The sequence below is a fragment of the Curtobacterium sp. MCBD17_030 genome (assembly GCF_003224255.1).
Lineage (GTDB): Bacteria > Actinomycetota > Actinomycetes > Actinomycetales > Microbacteriaceae > Curtobacterium.
On sequence record NZ_QKLI01000009.1, the window covers coordinates 17281 to 36298 of the forward strand.

General features: G+C 72.3%; 18 protein-coding genes. 10 read left to right on the plus strand and 8 right to left on the minus strand.

Going from position 1 to position 19018, the window contains the following annotated elements:
* Positions 1–46: 46 nt before the first annotated feature.
* A complete protein-coding gene (locus DEI89_RS09685) occupies positions 47–1552 on the minus strand; it encodes an LCP family protein (protein ID WP_258366326.1) in 1506 nt (501 codons plus the stop codon).
* Positions 1553–1689: 137 nt separating this feature from the next.
* Here DEI89_RS09685 and DEI89_RS09690 point away from each other — a divergent pair, with 137 nt between their 5' ends.
* On the plus strand, positions 1690–2526 hold the full coding sequence (locus DEI89_RS09690; RefSeq protein ID WP_181421578.1) for a YdcF family protein: 837 nt from the start codon (positions 1690–1692) through the stop codon (positions 2524–2526).
* A 12-nt stretch (positions 2527–2538) separates the two neighbouring features.
* Here the strand turns inward: DEI89_RS09690 and DEI89_RS09695 are convergent, their stop codons facing one another.
* Together DEI89_RS09695 and DEI89_RS09700 are read right to left on the minus strand one after the other, a co-directional pair.
* On the minus strand, positions 2539–3189 hold the full coding sequence (locus DEI89_RS09695) for a GntR family transcriptional regulator (protein WP_110903849.1): 651 nt from the start codon (positions 3187–3189) through the stop codon (positions 2539–2541).
* Between the two features lie 12 nt (positions 3190–3201).
* Complete coding sequence (locus DEI89_RS09700; protein WP_110903850.1) at positions 3202–5337, minus strand: efflux RND transporter permease subunit; 2136 nt, start codon at positions 5335–5337, stop codon at positions 3202–3204.
* An 86-nt stretch (positions 5338–5423) separates the two neighbouring features.
* On the opposite strand from DEI89_RS09700, the gene DEI89_RS09705 reads away from it, so the two are divergent.
* Both DEI89_RS09705 and DEI89_RS09710 read left to right on the plus strand, forming a co-directional pair.
* Positions 5424–5843 (plus strand): MarR family winged helix-turn-helix transcriptional regulator, encoded by a 420-nt coding sequence (locus tag DEI89_RS09705; RefSeq protein ID WP_110903851.1) that lies wholly within the window; start codon positions 5424–5426, stop codon positions 5841–5843.
* A 76-nt stretch (positions 5844–5919) separates the two neighbouring features.
* Positions 5920–6939, plus strand: coding sequence for an LCP family protein (locus DEI89_RS09710; RefSeq protein ID WP_110903852.1), 1020 nt, complete (start codon positions 5920–5922; stop codon positions 6937–6939).
* Between the two features lie 127 nt (positions 6940–7066).
* Here DEI89_RS09710 and DEI89_RS09715 read toward each other — a convergent pair whose 3' ends face one another.
* The 5 genes from DEI89_RS09715 to DEI89_RS09735 form a co-directional block, all read right to left on the minus strand.
* Positions 7067–7759, minus strand: a complete 693-nt coding sequence (locus DEI89_RS09715) for a transglycosylase family protein (protein WP_110903944.1) — start codon at positions 7757–7759, stop codon at positions 7067–7069.
* A 335-nt stretch (positions 7760–8094) separates the two neighbouring features.
* On the minus strand, positions 8095–9246 hold the full coding sequence (rlmC, locus tag DEI89_RS09720) for a 23S rRNA (uracil(747)-C(5))-methyltransferase RlmC (RefSeq protein ID WP_110903853.1): 1152 nt from the start codon (positions 9244–9246) through the stop codon (positions 8095–8097).
* A 17-nt stretch (positions 9247–9263) separates the two neighbouring features.
* A complete protein-coding gene (locus tag DEI89_RS09725) occupies positions 9264–10166 on the minus strand; it encodes an SMP-30/gluconolactonase/LRE family protein (protein WP_258368836.1) in 903 nt (300 codons plus the stop codon).
* Positions 10167–10235: 69 nt separating this feature from the next.
* On the minus strand, positions 10236–10865 hold the full coding sequence (locus tag DEI89_RS09730; protein WP_110903855.1) for a DedA family protein: 630 nt from the start codon (positions 10863–10865) through the stop codon (positions 10236–10238).
* 73 nt (positions 10866–10938) lie between these two features.
* Positions 10939–11559, minus strand: coding sequence for an SDR family oxidoreductase (locus DEI89_RS09735; protein WP_110903856.1), 621 nt, complete (start codon positions 11557–11559; stop codon positions 10939–10941).
* Between the two features lie 52 nt (positions 11560–11611).
* Between DEI89_RS09735 and DEI89_RS09740 the strand changes: the two genes are divergently transcribed.
* The 7 genes from DEI89_RS09740 to mnhG all read left to right on the plus strand — a co-directional run bounded on the left by DEI89_RS09740 (position 11612) and on the right by mnhG (position 18991).
* Positions 11612–12415 (plus strand): SDR family NAD(P)-dependent oxidoreductase, encoded by an 804-nt coding sequence (locus DEI89_RS09740; protein WP_110903857.1) that lies wholly within the window; start codon positions 11612–11614, stop codon positions 12413–12415.
* Between the two features lie 164 nt (positions 12416–12579).
* Complete coding sequence (locus DEI89_RS09745; RefSeq protein ID WP_110903858.1) at positions 12580–15450, plus strand: Na+/H+ antiporter subunit A; 2871 nt, start codon at positions 12580–12582, stop codon at positions 15448–15450.
* Positions 15447–15929 (plus strand): Na(+)/H(+) antiporter subunit C, encoded by a 483-nt coding sequence (locus tag DEI89_RS09750; protein WP_110903859.1) that lies wholly within the window; start codon positions 15447–15449, stop codon positions 15927–15929. The genes DEI89_RS09745 and DEI89_RS09750 overlap by 4 nt, the downstream gene beginning before the upstream one ends.
* Positions 15926–17659 (plus strand): Na+/H+ antiporter subunit D, encoded by a 1734-nt coding sequence (locus DEI89_RS09755; RefSeq protein WP_110903860.1) that lies wholly within the window; start codon positions 15926–15928, stop codon positions 17657–17659. Before DEI89_RS09750 ends, DEI89_RS09755 begins: the two co-directional genes overlap by 4 nt.
* Positions 17656–18237, plus strand: a complete 582-nt coding sequence (locus tag DEI89_RS09760; RefSeq protein WP_110903861.1) for a Na+/H+ antiporter subunit E — start codon at positions 17656–17658, stop codon at positions 18235–18237. Before DEI89_RS09755 ends, DEI89_RS09760 begins: the two co-directional genes overlap by 4 nt.
* The gene (locus tag DEI89_RS09765; RefSeq protein WP_181421579.1) at positions 18234–18629 is read left to right on the plus strand and encodes a sodium:proton antiporter; all 396 of its coding nucleotides are present in this window, start codon (positions 18234–18236) and stop codon (positions 18627–18629) included. Before DEI89_RS09760 ends, DEI89_RS09765 begins: the two co-directional genes overlap by 4 nt.
* On the plus strand, positions 18626–18991 hold the full coding sequence (gene mnhG, locus DEI89_RS09770; protein WP_110903862.1) for a monovalent cation/H(+) antiporter subunit G: 366 nt from the start codon (positions 18626–18628) through the stop codon (positions 18989–18991). The genes DEI89_RS09765 and mnhG overlap by 4 nt, the downstream gene beginning before the upstream one ends.
* The last annotated feature ends 27 nt before the right edge of the window (positions 18992–19018 follow it).

Sequence of the window (19018 nt, forward strand, 5' to 3'; positions counted from 1 at the left end):
CATGCCAGTCTGGACAGCAGCGGGACGACCCGGCACGTCACGCCGCTCAGTTGATGCAGACGCCCTCTTGGCCGTACTCGTGCACGGCGGTCGACGACGGGCTCGGCTCCGTGGCCTCCTTCGTCGGCTTCGGGGCCGTGGCCTCCTTCGACGGCTCGGCGGGGGCAGGTGTCTCGGTACCCGGCTGCGCGGCCGCCTGCGGGGTCTTGCCGTCCGTGCCGAGCACCAGGGTGACCCCCTGCACGGCGGTGCTCTGGACCGGCACCGCGCCGGGCACGACGGCGACCAGTGCCTTGGCCTGCGCCTCCATGCCGGCCGGGTACTGCACCATCGTCGCCGCCGTCGTGGCCGAGGAACCGGGGGCACCGACCTGGAAGCCCCGGCCGGCGAGGACCGTCGAGGCGGCCGCCGCGGCACCGGTGACACCGCTGCCGTTCGAGACCGTCACCGTGACGGAGCCGGCGGCAGCCGCCGTCGCCGTCGTGTACGCCGGCGGTTCCCCGACGAGCCCCTGGACGAACGCGGGCATGCCGGCGGTGTCGACCTCGACGATCGACAGCGCCGAACCGTTCGGGTAGATGGTCGGGGTGCCGAGGATCGGGATGGTCGCCGACTTGATGTTCGACGGGCGCAGGTTGCTCATCTGCCGCGCCAGGGTCAGCATGTCGAGCCCCTGGTCGGTCTCCACCGAGCTGCCGATCGCGTCGATGATGTTCGTGGTCTTCACCGGGTTCAGCAGGGTGCCGGCGGACAGGATCTTCCGCGCCTCCTGCGACAGGAAGTACTGCTGCCGGACCTGACGGTCCAGGTCGCCGTTCGGCAGACCGTGGCGCTGCCGGACGAACGACAGGGCCTGCGAGGCGTCGAGCTCCGAGACACCGGCCGGCAGGTCCACGCCCGAGTAGTCGTCCTGGACGGCCTGGTTCAGGCAGACGTTCACCGGCCCGAGTTGCTTGACGATCTCGTAGAACCCGAGCAGCGAGACACGGACGTAGTGGTCGATCGTCAGCCCGCTGAGGCCCTGGATGGTCGCGATGAGCTTCTTCGCACCGCCGGTGTCGCCGCCGCCGTTCATGGTGCCGTACGAGAACGCGCTGTTGAGCTTGCCCTTGCCGACGCCCGGGATGTCGACGTACGAGTCACGTGGGAACGAGATCATCGTCGCGCTCCGACCGTCCGCGGCGATGTGCAGCACGATCATCGTGTCGGTGTTCGTCGCCCCACCGTCGGACTGGGTGTTGAGCTCCGCCATCTCCTCCGGCGTCGCGTTGTCCGGCCGGTGGTCGTCGCCGACCAGCAGGATGTTCATCGCTCGGCCGTCGACGTCGTCCTTCGCGGGCGGTGCACTGCCGATGGCGTCGACCTTCGTGACGCTGCTGGCCAGGCGGTTGTACGCGTACGCGGCGTACCCGCCGCTCAGCAGCACGGCCATGGTGAGGACCCCGGCGAGCGCGGGGAAGACGACTCCCCAGTGGCGCTTGCGGCGTCCGTGGCGGGGCGGCACGGCGCGATCGGCCCGGCGCGGCCTGGTCTCCTCGGGTGCGTTCGTCACGGGGAGAACCATAACCGTGGAGCGCACGGATGACATGGATTCCGCCTGGACGACCTGTACGCACCGGCCGGGAGGCCCGGAGGCGGGCCGGCGCACCCGCCGCCGTCCACCCATGGATGCCCCGTACTGTCGGTCGGGTGTTCCTGACCGTCGCCGCCGTCTGCTGCGCCGCCGTGGCGGTGCCTCTGCTGGTGAACGGCGTCCGGGCCTTCCGACGGGGTGCGCGGAGCCTGACCCGCCTCCTCGCGCTGGTCGCCGGCCTCGCCGTCCTGGCGCTCGGGGTCCTCGTCGCGGTGCTCGCGGCGGTCGGCACGACGGTGAGCACCGCCCTGCTCGTCCTGGTGCTGGCGCTGGCGGGCTACCTGGCACTGGTGTTCCTCGTCTTCCTCGGCGCCGCCCTGACCTACGGCCACGTCCGGGTCACGGAGGAGGCCGAATCGCTCGTCGTCCTCGGCTGCGGGCTCGTGCACGGCGCGGTCTCGCCGATGCTGCGTTCGCGGTTGGACCGGACGCTCGAGGTGTTCCACCGGTCCGTCGCCGCTGGCCGCACCCCGATCGTGGTGCCCTCCGGCGGACAGGGTGACGACGAGGACCGCACCGAAGCCGACGCGATGGCGGAGTACCTCGTCGCCCACGGTGTGCCGGCGGAGCTCGTGCGCCGCGAGACCCGGTCGACGAACACCCGCGAGAACCTCCGCTTCTCGCACGAGGTCCTGCGCGACGCCGGGGTCGACGGCCGGACGCTCGTCGTCACGAACGACTACCACGTGATGCGCACGGCGATGACGGCGCGTCGTACGGGCTTGGACGCCCGGGTGCTCGGGGCGCCGACCGCGCGGCAGTCGGTGCCGAGCGCGTTCCTCCGCGAGTTCGCGGCCGTGCTCGTGATGCACGGCTGGTGGCACCTCGGAGCGCTGGCCGCGATCGTGGTGCTGTGGGGCGCGGGGCTGGCGACGGGGATGCTGCCGGCCTGACGCGCCAGGGGCTCAGTCGCGTCCGGGCAGCAGGTGCACGGCCTCCATGGCGAGCTCGGCGGCGATCGGGTCACCAGCGCGCACGGCGTCGCGGAGGTCCGCGATGTGGGGCGTGACGGCCTCGACGGGGACGACCTCGGCGATCTCGGGCACGCGGAGCTTGTAGGACAGGCCGTCGGTCGTCGACCGGCACAGCTGCGCGAGCGAGGCGTTGCCGCATGCGTCGGCCCACATCGCGTAGACGTCGGCGCCGTCGTGCGCCAGCGCGGCCTGCTCACCCTCGCCCAGACGGGTGAGCACCTGGTCGAGCGTCGCCACGACCTCGCGGCGCTCGGCGTGGGTGAAGCGCGGGACCGCCAGCCGCACCACGCCGCCGTAGATCACGCCGAGCGTCTGGTACGCGTCGAGCACTTCGGCCGCCGTCGGTGCCGCGACCCGGGTGTACCGGTTCGGCGCCATCTCGATGAGCCCGGCGCGGGCCAGTTCGGCGAGCGCTTCACGGATCGGGGTGCGGGAGACACCGAGCCAGGCGATCAGGTCGTCGTCGTTCAGGCGCTCACCGGGCTCCAGCGTGCCGTCCATGATCGCGTCGCGGATCTTGTCCTGGACGGTGTCGCGGAGGAGCTTGCGCTCGGCGGCGGGCTGCGTGGCGGGAACGGGCATGCGGTCAGCGTGTCACATGTCACGCGGTCGGCGCGAGAGGCGCGACGGCCACCAGGCCCGGCGGCCGAGGTCGAGGACGAGCGCCGGGACGAGCAGCGAGCGGACCACCACGGTGTCGAGCAGCACGCCGAACGCGACGACGAAGGCCATCTGCACGAGGAAGAGGATCGGGATCACGCCGAGGGCCGCGAAGGTGGCCGCGAGCACCACGCCGGCGGACGTGATCACCCCGCCGGTGGCCCCGAGCCCGCGCAGCACGCCCTCGCGGGGACCGTGCCGGAGGGTCTCCTCGCGCACCCGGGTCATGAGGAAGATGTTGTAGTCCACGCCGAGCGCCACCAGGAACACGAACGAGAACAGCGGTACCGACGGGTCCGCGCCGGGGAAGTGGAACAGGTGGTCGAAGACGAGCGCGCCGACGCCGAGCGCGGCCGCGAAGGACACGATGACGCTGCCGATGAGGACGAGCGGCGTGACGATGCTCCGGAGCAGCAGCATGAGGATGAGCAGGATCACCGCGAGCACGACGGGGATGATGAGCGTCCGGTCGCGGATGCCGGTGTCGTCGGTGTCGATCGCCGTCGCGGTCACCCCGCCGACACGGGCGCCCGGGTCGACGCGCTCGACCGCGGTGCGGAGTTCGCGGACGGTCCGCTCGGCCGCGCCGGAGTCCGCCGGGTCGGCGAGGGTCGCCTCGAGGAGCACCTGACCCCGCGACACGGTGGGGTCGGCGGCCGGGGCTCCGGGCGTCGTGCTCGTGGTGGCGCCCGCGCCGACCGTCGTGGTGCCGGAGGGCGAGTCCTCGGCCGCCGCGGTGACGCCGTCGACCCCGTCCACACCCGTGACCGCGTCGGCGAGCTCGTCGATCCGGTCGGCGTCGCCGAGCACGAGGGCGGGGCTGCCGGAACCGCCGGGGAAGTGGTCGGCCAGCACGGTCTGACCATCGCGCGCCTGCGACTGCCCGATCACCAGCTCGCTCTGCGGCACCCCGTCCGCCCGGAGGCCGAGCAGGCCCGTGCCCATCGCCAGGAGGCCCACGGTGCACACGATCCAGACCGTCCGGGAGCGCCGGCCGACGAGCCGGCCGACGCGGGCCCAGAGCCCCCGGGCATCCGGGCCGGTGAGGACCGGGTGGGCGCTGCCGAACGTCGGCCTGAGCGGCCAGAACGCGGCCCGGCGGAAGCAGAGGAGCAGCGCGGGCAGCAGGGTGAGGGCGGCGAGCACGCTGAACGCGATGCCGATCGCGGCCACCGGGCCGAGCGCCTTGTTCGAGTTGAGGTCCGAGAGCAGCAGGCACAGCACGCCGACGATGACCGTGCCGCCCGAGGCGATGACCGGCTCGAGGCTGCCGCGGAGCGCGGCCCTGGTGGCGTCCCATCCGGCCCGGTGGTCGCGGAGGGCCTCGCGGTACCGGGACGTGTAGAGGAGCGCGTAGTCGGTCGCGGCGCCGATCACCAGGATCGAGAGGATGCCCTGCACCTGCCCGTTCACGGTGACGACGCCGGCCTTCGCGAGTGCCCAGACGACGAGGATCGACGCGGTCAGGGCGAACACGGCGGTGGCGAGCACCAGGAACGGCAGCAGCGGCGAGCGGTAGACGACGATCAGGATGACGAGCACCGCGATCAGCGCGACCCCGAGCAGCAGGCCGTCGATGCCGGCGAACGCCTCGGTCAGGTCGGCGGTGAAGCCCGCCGGGCCGGTGACGTACCCGCGCAGCCCGTCCGGCAGGGCGTCGTCCACGTCCGCACGGATGGCGGCGACCGCGTCCCCGGTCTCGGCGGAGGCGGTCAGCGTGGCGACGATCTCGACGGCGCCGCCGTCCTCGCTCGGGATGACCGGGCTGACCTGGTCGACGTCGTCCCGGTCGCCGAGGGCGTCTGCGATGCGGCCGGCAGCGGCGGTGTCGGCCGCCGTCAGGCCGCCGTCCCGCTCGAACACGATGACGGCCGGCGCCCCGCCGGCGTCCCGGAAGTCGCTGCTGCGGTCCTGCACCGCGGTGGCGTCGGCCGAGGCCGGCAGGAACGAGGTCTGGTCGTTCGTGGAGACCTCGGAGATGCGACCGAAGAAGGGGCCGCCGACCGAGGCGACGACGAGCCAGACGAGGACGACGAGCGCGGGGACCACGATGCGGAGGGAGCGGGACACGTCGGCGAGCGTACACCGATCGTCAGCATGCTGATCACTTTTGCGCTGCACCAGTCACGTCGTCAGCCCCACCGTAGACTCGGACCATGGAGGACCAGTCTGCGCAGTGGCCGATCGGACGCCTGCTCGCCGCCGCTTCCCGCGCGGTGGAACGGGAGTGGGACGAGCGCCTCCGGGCCATCGGACTGCAGCACGCCGCCCTCATCGCACTCGACATCGCCCTGCGGAACGGCCCGACCGGCGCCGACGTCATAGCCCGAACCGCCCGGGTACAGCCGCAGACGATGTCCCGCACCCTCGAACGACTCGAACGCGACGGGATGATCGAGCGCAGCCCGCACCCGGAGGACGGCCGCCGGCGACTCGTGACCGTCACCGATCACGGGCGGGAGATGTGGGACACCGCGCGGCACATCGAGCGCGACGTCCTGCCGGACGACCCGGAGCTCCGGGCCCGCCTCGGGGTCATCCTCGCCAACTCGAGGAGTGCGCCTCCCGCACGGTGACACTTGCGTCTGATATGCAGGATGTGACACGCTGGAAGGGTCGGCATCAGGGCCGACCTGATGCCAGGGAGCCCGCATGTCCGGCCGCCGCGCCGCCCGATCCGCACGTTCCGCACGACGCCGACGGCCGTTCCTCGTCGCCCTCGTCGTGACGGTCGGCTCGCTCACCGCAGTCGCCGCGGTGCTCGCCGTCGTCGCCGCGACGTTCATCGGCGGCCTCGCGCAGCGGTACGACGCCGGCCGGACCGTGCTCGAGGACCCCTTCCCCGGTGGCACACGCCCGTCCGAGCACGGCGACGCGGTCGACGTCCTGCTCATCGGTTCGGACTCGCGTGCACACGAGGACCCTGACGGTGACCGCGTCTCCGGCAGACGATCCGACACACTGATGCTCGCGCACATCCCGGCCGATCGGCAGGACATCACCCTCCTGTCCATCCTCCGCGACACCTGGGTCGACGTCCCGGGCCACGGCGAGGCGAAGATCAACGCCGCCTACGCCTGGGGAGGCGCCCCACTCACCGTGCAGACCGTCGAGCAGCTCCTCGATGTCCGGATCGACCACGTCGCCGAGATCGACTTCGCCGGGTTCGCCGGCATGACCGACGCACTGGGTGGTGTCACCGTCGACTCGTCGACCGCGTTCGACGCCCGGGGGCACCACTTCACGGTCGGCCCGAACCACCTGGACGGCGCCGCGGCCCTCGCCTTCGTCCGGGAGCGCTCCGCCTTCGCCGACGCCGACCGCACCAGGGCGCGGAACCAGCAGGCGTTCATGCGGGCCCTCGTCCAGCGGGTCCTGTCCGAGGACACCCTGACGAGCCCGGGCAGGATCCGGCAGTTCGTGTCCTCGACCAGCGAGTACCTCTCCGTGGACCCCGGTCTGGACTTCTCGGCACTCGTCCGACTCGGGTGGTCGCTCCGGGACTTCCGCGCGGGTGACCTGGCCACCACGACACTGCCGTCGGCCGGCGGCGGCACGAGTGACGACGGTCAGTCGTACGTGCGGGTCGACCGTTCCGCCGTCTCCAGTCTGTCGATCGCGCTGCGCTCCGACGACCTCTCGGGCTGGCTCGCGACGCACCCGTCCGGATGACCTGCGCCTCCGGGGGTCCCACGACCCACAGACGGCCCATGACTCCGGGTGCCCCCTCCGCCCGGACGACGGAACGCCCCACGACCGAGGTCGTGGGGCGCTTCCGATCGGCGCGAGACGCTGAGCGTCAGGCCGGGAGCTGCAGGGTCTGTCCCGCGTAGATGAGGTTCGCGTCGTCCACGGTCGACGTGTTCGCCGCCCAGAGCTGCTTCCAGCCACCTTCGACGCCGAGCTTCGTCGCGATGGTGTCGAGCGTGTCGCCCGAGACCACCTTGTACGTCTTGCCGCTGGTCGGCACGGCGGCGGGCTTGGTCGCGGTCGCCGACGGTGCCGGCGTGCTCGCGACGGCCTTCGGGGCCGCCGCCTGCGGTGCCGGCGCAGCCTGACGAGCCGGTGCCGCCGGGGCAGCAGCCTGCGGAGCCGGAGCCGGTGCCGGAGCCGCCTGCTGGGCGACCGGGGCGGGGGCCGCGCCGGTCGTGCCGCTCAGGCCGAGCTTCGCGGAGCACGCGGGCCAGGCGCCCCAGCCCTGCGAGGCGAGGACGTTCTCGGCCACGGCGATCTGCGTCGCGCGGCTCGCACCGGCCGGGCTGCCGGTGCCACCGTTGGCGGCCCAGGTGCTCTGCGAGAACTGCAGTCCGCCGTAGTAGCCGTTGCCGGTGTTCGTGGCCCAGTTGCCACTGGACTCGCAGGCTGCCAGGGCGTCCCAGGTCGAGCCGTCGGCCGCACTGGCCGGTGCCGCTGCGAGACCGACGCCCGTGGCGGCGATGCCGGCGAAGGCGAGTCCGCCGACGAGGGCGCGGGTTCGGGTGTGGTTCTTCATGTCGTTGCTCCACCGGGGTCGCATCGTCGTTCCCGACGCCGGCTGCCCACCCCGACCGATCGCGGTCAGTCTGATGGTGTCACCGGGGGCAGCCTCCGCGCCGGCGTCACGGTGGGCCACCATAGGAAATCCATGCTCGTTATCAAACCGAGACCAACGGTTCTACCCAGTAGTGCTATGTACCCCGTGCTGACCCTGTGCGCGCCGATCCCCATGGGCACGGCGATCGCGTGTACCCGGGTACACGACCTTCCGAATTCCCTGGCAATCGCGGATCCGGGCGACCGGGGACGGTCGGGAGGCCCGTGGCGGCACCGCGGGCCGCCTCCCGTCCGTCAGCCCCGCGAGAGCAGCGTGACGGCCTCGAGGTGCCCCGTCTGCGGGAACATGTCGAGCACGCGCACCCGTCGCAGGCGGAACGACGGCATCACCGCGAGGTCGCGTGCGAGCGTCACGGGGTTGCAACTGGAGTAGACGACGTGCCGGACCTCGGACGTCTCCAACCACCCGGCGAGCTCGGCGCCGATGCCGCGTCGGGGCGGGTTGACGACGACGAGTTCGGGGGTGGTGCCGGGCCGGGCGCGCAGGGCGTGGGCGGTCGCGTCGTCGGCGGCGAAGCGGACGTCGGTCAGGCCGGCCTCGCGGGCGGACTGCTTGGCGGACACGATCGCCTCACGACTGGTCTCGATGCCGGTGACCGCGCGACCCGGGCGTGCTGCGTGCAGGGCGAACCCGCCGACACCGCAGTACAGGTCCCACATCGAGGCCGGACCGACCTCGTCGATCCACTCCGACGCCTGCGCGTACAGCTGGGTCGCGACGGTGGTGTTCGTCTGGAAGAAGCTCTGCGGGCGCAGGTGCATCGTCACCGGCCCGAGGCGCATCGGCAGGGTCTGCTGCTCGGTGAGGACGACCTCCCGGTCCCCCTCGGTCACGGCCTTGTGCTCGGGCAGCAGGTTCGCGGTGACGACGACGGCCTGCGGCAGGACCCGGTGGAGGTCGCCGAGCCGGTCCCGCAGGCGTGGCAGCTGCCCCTCGCTCCGGAGGACGAACCGGACCATCAGCTCGCCGTCCGGCGACTCGGTGACGAGCACGTACTTCAACTCGCCGCGGCGCTGTCGGACGTCGTACGGCATCAGTCCGGCGGAGGAGATGAAGTCGGCCAGGACCGGGAGCGCCCGCTGGATGCCCGGCGTGCAGATGCCGCAGTGCCGCAGGTCGACCCCGCGCTGCCGCTCGTCGAGGATCCCGACGGTGGGTTGCTGCGCGGTGCCGCCGACGACCATCTTCGCCTTGTTGCGGTAGCCGGACTCGGGGCTGGTGATCGCCGGGAGCCACTCGACCGTCCCCGGGCCACCCGCGGCGTCGACGGCGTCGTGCAGGAGTTCACGGGTGCGGAGCTCCTTGTCGAGGACCTGGTCTCCGTATGGCTGACCCATCAGGGTGCACGACCGGCAGACCCCGCGGTCGAAGTAGTCGCACTGCATGGCCGAGTCAGGATACGTCAGCGGCGGGCAGCGTCCCGGGTGGTCGTCCGGATGCGGTGCACCGAGGTCGTCGCGGTGACGAAGAGGTCGCGGCCGTCGTCGCCGCCGAAGCACAGGTTCGCGACGACCTCGGGCACCGGGACGGTGCCGATCCGGGTGCCGTCCGGCGTGTACACGAACACCCCGACCGCGGCGGAGGTCCAGATCCGGCCGTCCTCGTCGACGCGGAGACCGTCCGGCACACCCTCACCCGGTGCGAAGCGCACCAGGTCGCGGCCGTTCTTCACCCGCACCCCGGGCACCCCGGACGCCCTCGGAGCGTCGGTGACGACGTCGTAGGCGCGGATCACCGGGCGGTCGCCGTCCGAGCTCGCCACGTACAGGACCCGCTCGTCGGGTGAGAACGCGAGCCCGTTCGGTTCGTCGACGTCGAGGACGACCGGGCGCAGGTCCTCGCCGACCGGGCCGCAGCGGAACACCCAGTGGTCGCCGTACTCCCGCTCCCCGGGGTGGCCTTCGCGCGGCTGCGTGATGCCGTAGGCCGGGTCGGTGAACCAGACGCTGCCGTCGCGGGCGACGACGACGTCGTTCGGGGAGTTGTACGCGACCGCACCCCATCGCGCCGTGATCGCTGTGACGACGCCGTCCCGGTCACGCTCGACGCGCCGGCGTCCGTGCGAGCACTGCACCACCGAACCGTCGGGGTCGAGGGTCCGGCCGTTGGTGAACTCGACCCCGTCGGCGTACACCGACACCGTGCCGTCCGTGGCGGACCACTGCAGGATGCGGTCTCCGGGGATGTCCGACCACCGGAGCGTGCGGGTGGCCGGGATCCAGCACGGCCCCTCGGCCCACGTGCTGCCGGTGTGCAGGGTCTCGAGCGCGGTGGGGTCGGGGACGAGGTCGGTGAGGCTCGGCACGGGTTCTCCTTCGAACGGTGCGACCACGCTAGTGCGCGCGCACCCCGGGGTGCCGGCGACCCCGACGGATCAGACCGCCGCGGCTGCCGCGGCTGCCGCGCTCCGTCGCCGCAGGGCCTTCTCGACCGCGGAGATGCCGAACCCGAGCAGGATCGACGCCACGACCGCCAGCACGGTCACGAGGAACGGCTGGTCCCGACTCCAGTGCCCGGTCGCCGCAGCGATCCCGACGCAGTAGGCGGCCCAGACGACGTCGGCGAGCGCGCAGCTGAGCAGGAAGCGCCGGACGTCCAGACCGCTGTCGGCGCCGACGAGGTTCGTGGTGAGGCGGCCCATCGGGATGAACCTCCCGAGGACGGCGATGCGACCGGGGGCGGCACGGTAGCGCTCGTCGATGGCCTCCCGCGCCTTCCTGACCTTCGGCCGCGCGAACCAGGACTTCGAGCCGAGGTCGACCGATCGGGCCAGCTGGTAGAGCGCGAGGTCGCCGAGCACCATGCCGATCGTGGCCGCGACGATCAGCAGCAGCACGGGCAGGAGTCCGCCGTCACCGCCGACCAGGAGCGTGCCGATCGCGACGACCATCGCCTGGCTCGGCAGGAAGACCGCGATGCTGCCGACGGCGAGCACCAGGCCGACGACCAGGAACGCCCACGGGGTGCCGACGAGCTGCAGCACCACCTGTTCTGCTGCGTCCACCGGTCACCCTCCACGGCACGAGTCGGACGCACCGCTGTCGATCATCCCAGGTCCTGCGCCGGACCGCGCGCGCTCAGCGCTGTGACACCGGGGAGAGCACGAGCTCGTCGATCCGCACGTGTGCCGGGGCGGACAGCACGAACCCGACGGCCCGGCCGACGTCCTCGGGCATGAGCATCACGGCGCGTGCCGCGGCGTCCGGCACGCTCGGGCGCTGGTCGAGGAAGTCCGTCGCGACGTCCCCCGGGCAGAGGTGTGTGGCCCGGACGCCGTGATGCGCCGCGTCGACGACCTGCACCACCGCGGTCAGGTTCGTGTCGATCACAGCCCGGAGGTCGGTCATCGACTGGTCGTCCCACCGCCGCCGTGGGGAGTTCAGCCCGGCCGACAGGACGAGCCCGTCGATCCGACCGTGCCGTCCGAGGAGGGTGTCGCGGGCCGTGGTGACGGCGTCCGGGTCGGTGGCGTCGAGGGGCAGGACGTCCGCGGTGCCGCCCGCGGCGCGGATGCCGGCGGCGACCGTGTCGAGACGGTCGGTGCGACGCCCGCTGAGGACGAGCCTCCAGCCCGACCGTGCCGCCACCTGCGCGACCGCGGCCCCCATGCCGCTGCCGCCGCCCGTGACCCACAGGACGCGGTCGTCCGTCGCCGGCTGGTCCGTCGTGCGCTGGTCTGCCGTGCCGTCGTCCGTCATGGGTGGGACAGTAGACGCGTCGGCGTCGACGGACGCCCCGAAGGAGCGACCGATGCACCTCGACCTCAGCGACCGAGTGGTGGTCGTCACCGGCGCCGCCCGCGGGATCGGCCGGACCATCGCGGAGCGGTTCCGCCTCGAGGGCGCGCACGTGGTCGCGCTCGACCTGGCGGTGGCGCTCGCGGACCGCGCGGCGGACGACCAGCCGGGAGGCCCGCCCAGCGTCCCGGACGCCGCCCACCCGCTCGAGGTGCTCGCCTGCGACGTCACCGACCCGGAGTCGGTGCGCGACGCCGTGGACGAGGTGGTGGCCCGGCACGGCACCGTCGACGTCCTCGTCAACAACGCAGGGATCAACGTCGAGGGGCGGGTGGTGGACCTGGAGTGGGACGCCTGGCGACGGTGCATGGACGTGAACCTCGGCGGCACCTTCCTCATGAGCCAGGCGGTGGCGCCCGTCATGCAGCGGGCGGGGCGCGGCCGGATCGTCAACGCGGCGTCGTTCGCGGCGATCGTGCCGAGCGTGGGGAGCGCGGCCTACGCGGCGTCGAAGGCGGCCGTCGTGCAGTTCACCCGGGTCCTCGCGTCCGAGCTGGGGCCGTGGGGCATCACCGTCAACGCGTACGCGCCGGGCATGGTGCCGACCGCGATGAACGGCTTCGCGACCATGCCGGCCGCCGTACAGGACCGGCTGCTCGACACGCTCTCGATCCGGCGGTGGGAGACGCCGGACGACGTGGCGGACGTGCTGCTCTTCCTGGCGAGCGACCTGGCGGGGTACGTCACGGGGACGCTGCTCGACGTGTCGGGCGGCAAGCTCGCGACCCAGATCCCGTCGCGGGCGTACGAGGGCTGAGCCGGACCCGGGCGGTCGCCTCCGCGAGCGGGCGGAGTCGGAGGCAGTCTGGACCACCGTGACGGACCCTGTCCGGTCGCACAGGATCTGCGCATGCGGCTCTCCGTAGGCTGTGAGGTGCCAAGAGAGCCGGACTGCAGCCCGACCCCCGAGGAGGTGCCCCTGTGTTCACCGTCCTCATCGCGTTCGGCGTCATCGCACTCGTCGTCCCCGCACTCACTCCCCTGCTGGGGCGTCGCGTCTTCTTCGTCGCCGCCCTCGCTCCCACCGCGGCCGCGGTCCTCACGCTGACCCAGACCGCTCCGGCACTCGGCGACGGCCTCATGGAACGCGTGCGCTGGATCCCACAGCTCGCGCTCGACCTGGCGTTCCGGGTGGACGCCCTGTCGTGGGTGCTCGCCCTCGTGGTCAGCGTGGTCGGCGCGCTCGTGCTCGTCTACTGCGCCTCGTACTTCTCCGACGACGAGCCCGGGCTCGGCCGGTTCGCCGGCGTCCTCACCGCCTTCGCCGGGTCGATGTACGGCCTGGTGATCGCGGACGACGTCATCGTGCTCTTCGTCCTGTGGGAGGCCACGACGGTCTTCTCCTACCTGCTCATCGGGCACGATTCCGTGAAGCGGGCCAGCCGGGCCGCGGCCATGCAGGCCCTCGTCGTCACCACGGCCGGTGGGCTCGCGATGCTCGCCGGCCTCGTCGTGATCTCGGTCGCCGCCGGCACCACGTCACTGTCCGGGATCATCACCACTCCCCCGACCGGCACCGCCGTCTCGGTGTCCGTCATGCTCGTCCTGGTCGGTGCGCTGACGAAGTCGGCGATCGTGCCGTTCCACTTCTGGCTGCCCGCCGCGATGGCCGCGCCGACCCCGGTCAGCGCCTACCTGCACGCCGCCGCGATGGTGAAGGCCGGCATCTACCTGGTCGCCCGGCTGGCCCCGGCCTTCGCGCTGCTCGACGGCTGGCGCGAGACGATCACGGTGCTCGGGGTGCTCGGCATGCTCGTCGGCGGGTACCGGGCGCTCCGGCAGACCGACCTCAAGCTGCTGCTCGCGTACGGCACGGTCGCCCAGCTCGGGTTCCTGGTGCTCGCCGCCGGGTGGGGCGTACCGGAGATCGCCCTCGGTGGGGTGGTGCTGCTCGTCGCCCACGCCACGTTCAAGTCCACGCTGTTCCTGGTCGTCGGCACGGTCGACCACGTCGCCGGGACCCGGGACCTCTGGAAGCTCAGCGGTGTCGGACGCCGTCTGCCCGGGCTCGCCGCCGTCGCGGTGCTCGCGCTGGCGTCGATGGCCGGCATCCCGCCGTTCATCGGCTTCGTCGCGAAGGAGGTCGTGCTCGGCGGCTTCCTCGAGGAACTGCACGGAACCGACGCCGGGTGGGGCTGGGTCGCACTCGTCGGTGTCACGATCGGTTCGGTCCTGACCGTCGCCTACTCGTGCCGCTTCTTCTGGGGGACCTTCGCCCGCAAGTCCGGGGTCGCCCAGACCGACCCGCACGCGCCGCACGGGCTCTGGGTCGTTCCCACGGTGCTCGGCGTCGCGGGGCTCGTCCTCGGGCTCGCGACCCCGTTCGTCGCGCACGGCTTCGAGTCCGCCGCCACGGCCGCGCGGCACGGTACCGCCGAGGTCCCGCACCTGGCGCTCTGGCACGGGTTCGAGCCGGCGCTCGGCATCTCCGCCCTGACCCTGGTCGGCGGTGGCCTCCTGTTCCTGCTCCGCGCCCGGGTCGAGGCCGTGCAACACCGCCTGGCCGGCTCACCCTCGGCGTCCGCGAACTACCGACGGATGATGCGCGGGCTCGACCGGTTCGCGACCTGGCTGACCGCCAGCCTGCAGCGCGGTTCGCTGCCCTACTACCTGGCCGTGATCCTGTCGGTGTTCGTCGCCGGCGCCCTCGCCAACCTGGTCGTCGGAGGCCCCTGGGCCTTCCACATCCGGTTCGCCGACACCTGGGGCCAGCTGCCCGTCGTCGTCGTGATGGCGATGGCCGCGATCGCCGTCCTGGCCGCGAAGACCCGGTTCGCCGCAGCCGTCCTGGTCGGCGTGACCGGGTACGGCACCGCGATCCTGTTCCTGCTGCACGGCGCCGTCGACCTCGCGCTCACCCAGCTCGTCGTCGAGACCGTGACCCTGATCGCGTTCGTCCTCGTGCTGCGTCGCCTGCCCCCGCGCATCGGCACCGCCAACCCGTCGCGTTTCCGGGTGCTCCGGGCACTGTTCGCCGCCCTCGCCGGCCTGACCCTGGCGATCGTGGTCGTCGTCGCCGCGTCCGCCCGCACCGCCGAGCCGCTCTGGCCCGACCTGCCGGCGCTGACCAGCTCCTTCGGGCACGGCCTCAACGTCGTCAACGTCGCCCTCGTCGACCTGCGCGGCTGGGACACCCTGGGCGAGCTGACCGTCGTCGTGGCCGCGGCGACCGGTGTCGCGAGCCTGATCTTCGTGCGGTCGCGGGAAGACACCCTGCCGCGACTCCGGGACATGCCGGCCTCGGTCGCGAGCGGTGACGACCGGGCCGACGGCGAGCCGCGGGCCTGGCTGCCGACGAGCGCCGCGATCCCGACCGGACGCTCGGCACTGCTCGACATCGTCGTCCGCCTGCTGTTCCACGGGCTCGTCGTGCTGTCGGTCTACCTGCTCTTCGCCGGACACAACTCGGCCGGTGGTGGCTTCGCGGGCGGTCTCGTCGCCGGTGTCGCCCTCGCCGCCCGGTACCTGGCCGGGGGCCCGGCGGAACTCGGGGCCGCGGCACCGATCCGCGCCGGGCGACTGCTCGGCCTCGGGGTCGCCACGGCCGGCATCACCGCGATCACGCCGATGTTCTTCGGCAAGGACGCCCTGTACTCCGAGTTCTTCGAGGCCACCGTCCCGGTCCTCGGTCACGTCGAGTTCGTCACCGCCACGTTCTTCGACATCGGCGTGTACCTGGTCGTCGTCGGACTCGTGCTCGACGTGCTCCGCTCGCTCGGGGCCGAGGTCGACCGACAGCGCCTCGAGGACCGACGCGTCCCCACCGCCGACACCCAGGAGGGACCCGCATGACCGTCACCCTCGTCCTCGTCATCGCGATGGCCGTGCTGTTCTCGTGCGGCGTCTACCTGCTCCTCGAACGCTCCCTGACCCGGATGCTGCTCGGGTTCCTGCTCCTCGGCAACTCCCTGAACCTGCTGCTGCTGACGATGTCCGGCGCGGCCGGTGACCCGCCGATCGGCAAGTCCGCCGAGGGGATCACGGACCCGCTGCCCCAGGCGTTCGCCCTCACCGCGATCGTCATCACCTTCGCGGTCAGCGCGTTCCTGCTGGCCCTCATCCACCGCTCCTGGCGGCTGTCGCGTGCGGACGAGGTCGAGGTGGACGAGGCCGACGTCGCGATCCGCACCGACCGCGCCGACCCCGCCGACGACGACCCCGAGCTCGCCGAGGACGACAGCCCCCGACGGTACGACCCGAAGTCCCCCGAGGACGCGGACGACCCGCACGAAACGGCCCCACACGCGACCGAGAGCAGGCCCGCACCGTGACCTCCCTCGTCCCGCTCCTGGTCCTCGTCCCGCTCCTCGGCGCCGCCGTCGCCCTCGGACTCCTCCGCCACCAGCAGCTGCAGCGCGCCATCACGGTCGCGGTGCTCGTCATCGCGGTCGCGGTCGCCGTCACGCTCATGGTCCTGGTCGACCGGCACGGCACCATCGTCGTGCAGGTCGGCGGCTGGCAGGCCCCGTACGGCATCTCACTGGTCGTCGACCGGCTGAGCGCCCTGCTCCTGACGGTGTCGAGTTCGGTGCTGCTCGTCGTCCTGCTGTTCTCCATCGGGCAGGGCCTGGCCGACGACGACGAGGACGCCCCGGTCACGATCTTCTACCCGACCTACCTGGTGCTGGCGGCGGGTGTGCTCGACTCGTTCATCGCCGGCGACCTGTTCAACCTGTACGTGGCGTTCGAGATGCTCCTGGTGGCGAGCTACGTGCTCATCACCGTCGGCGGCAGTGTGCAGCGGGTCCGCGCCGGAACCACCTACATCGTGACGAGCCTGATCGCGTCGTCGATCTTCCTCGCCGCCATCGGCCTGGTCTACGGCGCGACCGGCACCGTGAACGTCGCTCAGATCAGCGAGCGGATGGCCGACCTGCCGGAGCACGTGCAACTGCTGCTGCACACGATGCTGCTCATCGGGTTCGGCATCAAGGCGGCCGTGTTCCCACTGGCGTTCTGGCTGCCGGATTCGTACCCGACCGCCCCCGCACCGGTCACCGCGGTGTTCGCGGGTCTGCTCACGAAGGTCGGCATCTACGCGATCATCCGACTCGAGACGATCATCTTCCCGAGACCCCAACTGAACTCGGTCCTGCTCGTGGTGGCGGTGCTGACGATGGTGGTCGGGGTGCTCGGCGCGGTGTCGCAGACCGACGTGAAACGACTGCTGTCCTTCACGCTCATCAGCCACATCGGCTTCATGGTGATGGGCATCGGCCTCGGGTCGGTGGCCGGCACCGCCGCGGCGGTCTTCTACACGGTGCACCACATCGTCGTGCAGACCACCCTGTTCCTCGTCTCCGGCCTCATGGAGCGGGTCGGCGGCACGACCTCGACGCGCTCCCTCGGCGGCCTCCTCAAGGCGGCGCCCCTGCTCGCCGCGCTGTACCTGATCCCGGCGTTCAACCTCGGCGGCATCCCGCCGTTCTCCGGCTTCATCGGCAAGCTCGGTCTGTTCCGGGCCGCGGCCGAGGACGGCTCGCCACTCGCGTACGTGACGATCGGCGCCGGGGTCGTGACGAGCCTCCTGACCCTGTACGCGCTGATGCGCGTCTGGGATGCGGCCTTCTGGCGCCCCGAGCCCGCCGCCGAGGCCGCCGCCCCGCACGCCAGTGTCGCCGAGCCGCACGAGCACCTGCGTGCGCCGGAACCCGCGCCGGTCACGGTCCCCGAGACGGAGACCGAGGGCCGGACAGGAGGCCCGTCCGACACCGGTGCGTCGGCTGCGGTCGTCCGCGCCCCGGCCGGCGACGGCTCGGTCGCGACGCTCGACGACCCGACGCGGTCGGACGCCCACGACCACGGCGACGCACCGTCGACCGAGCACGCCCGGGCGAAGCTGCCACCGATGCTCGTCGTCGTGACCACCATCGCCGTCCTCGGGTCGGTCGCCCTCACCGTCCTCGCCGGGCCGCTCTACGGGTACGCGACCCGCGCCGCCGAGTCCCTCGAGTCGCCCGACCGCTACGTGCAGGCCGTGCTCGGGGGTGAGGCGCGATGACCGACGCCCGACGCTTCACGAACGCCCGCCGGATGGCGCTGGCGTGGCGCTACGACGTGCCGCTCGTCACCGGGCTCACGGTGCTGTGGGCGCTGCTCTGGGGGAACTGGACACCGCTCACGTTGCTCTGCGGCGTCGTCGTCGCGCTGCTCGTCACCCAGTCGCTGCCGCTGCCGCCGGTCCCGCTGTCGGCACGGTTCTCGATCGTGCACGTCGTCTGGTTCCTGCTCGTCTGGGCGGGGTACGTCGTGCTCGCGTCGTTCCGGGTCGCCTGGGTCGCGGTCCGGCCACGAGGGGTCCGGACGAGCTCGATCGTCCTCGTCCAACTGCACACCACGTCGGAGATGACCTTCACGCTGTCCACCATCGCGATCTCACTCGTCCCCGGCTCCTACGTCATCGACGAGGACCTGCGCCGCCGACGCCTGCTCCTCCACGTGCTCGACACCGAGCGCATCGAGCAGGTGGACGCCGCCCGACGTGAAGCGCACCGGATCGAGGCGCTCGTGATCCGTGCGATCGGCTCAGCGCAGGACGTCTCCGAGCTGTCCGAACCGCTGCCCGAGGTGGTCCGGTGAGCGCCGCCGTCGTCGTCATGGCGGTCGGGATCGCCCTGGTCCTGGCGTTGCTCGGCGCGACCCTGGTCCTCGCGGTCGGCCGGATCGTCCGCGGCCCCACCATCCTCGACCGGATGATCGGGTCCGACATGGTGCTCACCACCGTCCTGCTCGTGATCGCCGCGTCGATCGTCGTCCGCCAGGACGCGAGTGCCGTGCCGGTGCTCGTCGTGATCGCCGCGACGAGCGTCTTCGCGACCGTCGCCGTCGCGCGCGCGGTCACCCCGTCGACCGACCCGGACGACGAGGGCATGGACGCGACCACCCCGGAGCACGCCGTGCAGGCAGCAGACGGAGAGGCCGCGGTCGGCGGTCAGGACGAGCCCGATCACAGCGCGGGAGGGCAGCGATGACCGAGATGACGGACATGCTCCAGGCATTCCTCGACGACGCCGGCATCCGGGCGTGGATCGCCCTCGCGCTGCTGCTCGTCGGGGCTGCGCTGTCGCTCGGCGCGGCGATCGGCATCGTCCGGTTCCCCGACCCGCTGGTCCGACTGCACGCGATGTCGAAGCCGCAGGTCCTCGGTCTCGCCTGCTGCCTGGCGGCTGTCGTCGTCGCGGTGTCGACCTGGTCCGTGCTGTGGATGGTGATCCCGGCGATGGTGTTCCAGCTCGCACTCGTGCCGGTGTCGACGCACATGATCGCCCGCGCTGGACTGCGCTCGGGCGACTACCGGCACGAGGACCTGCTGGTCGACGACACCGAGACGTGACAGATCACGTCGAAGGCCTCCCGGCTC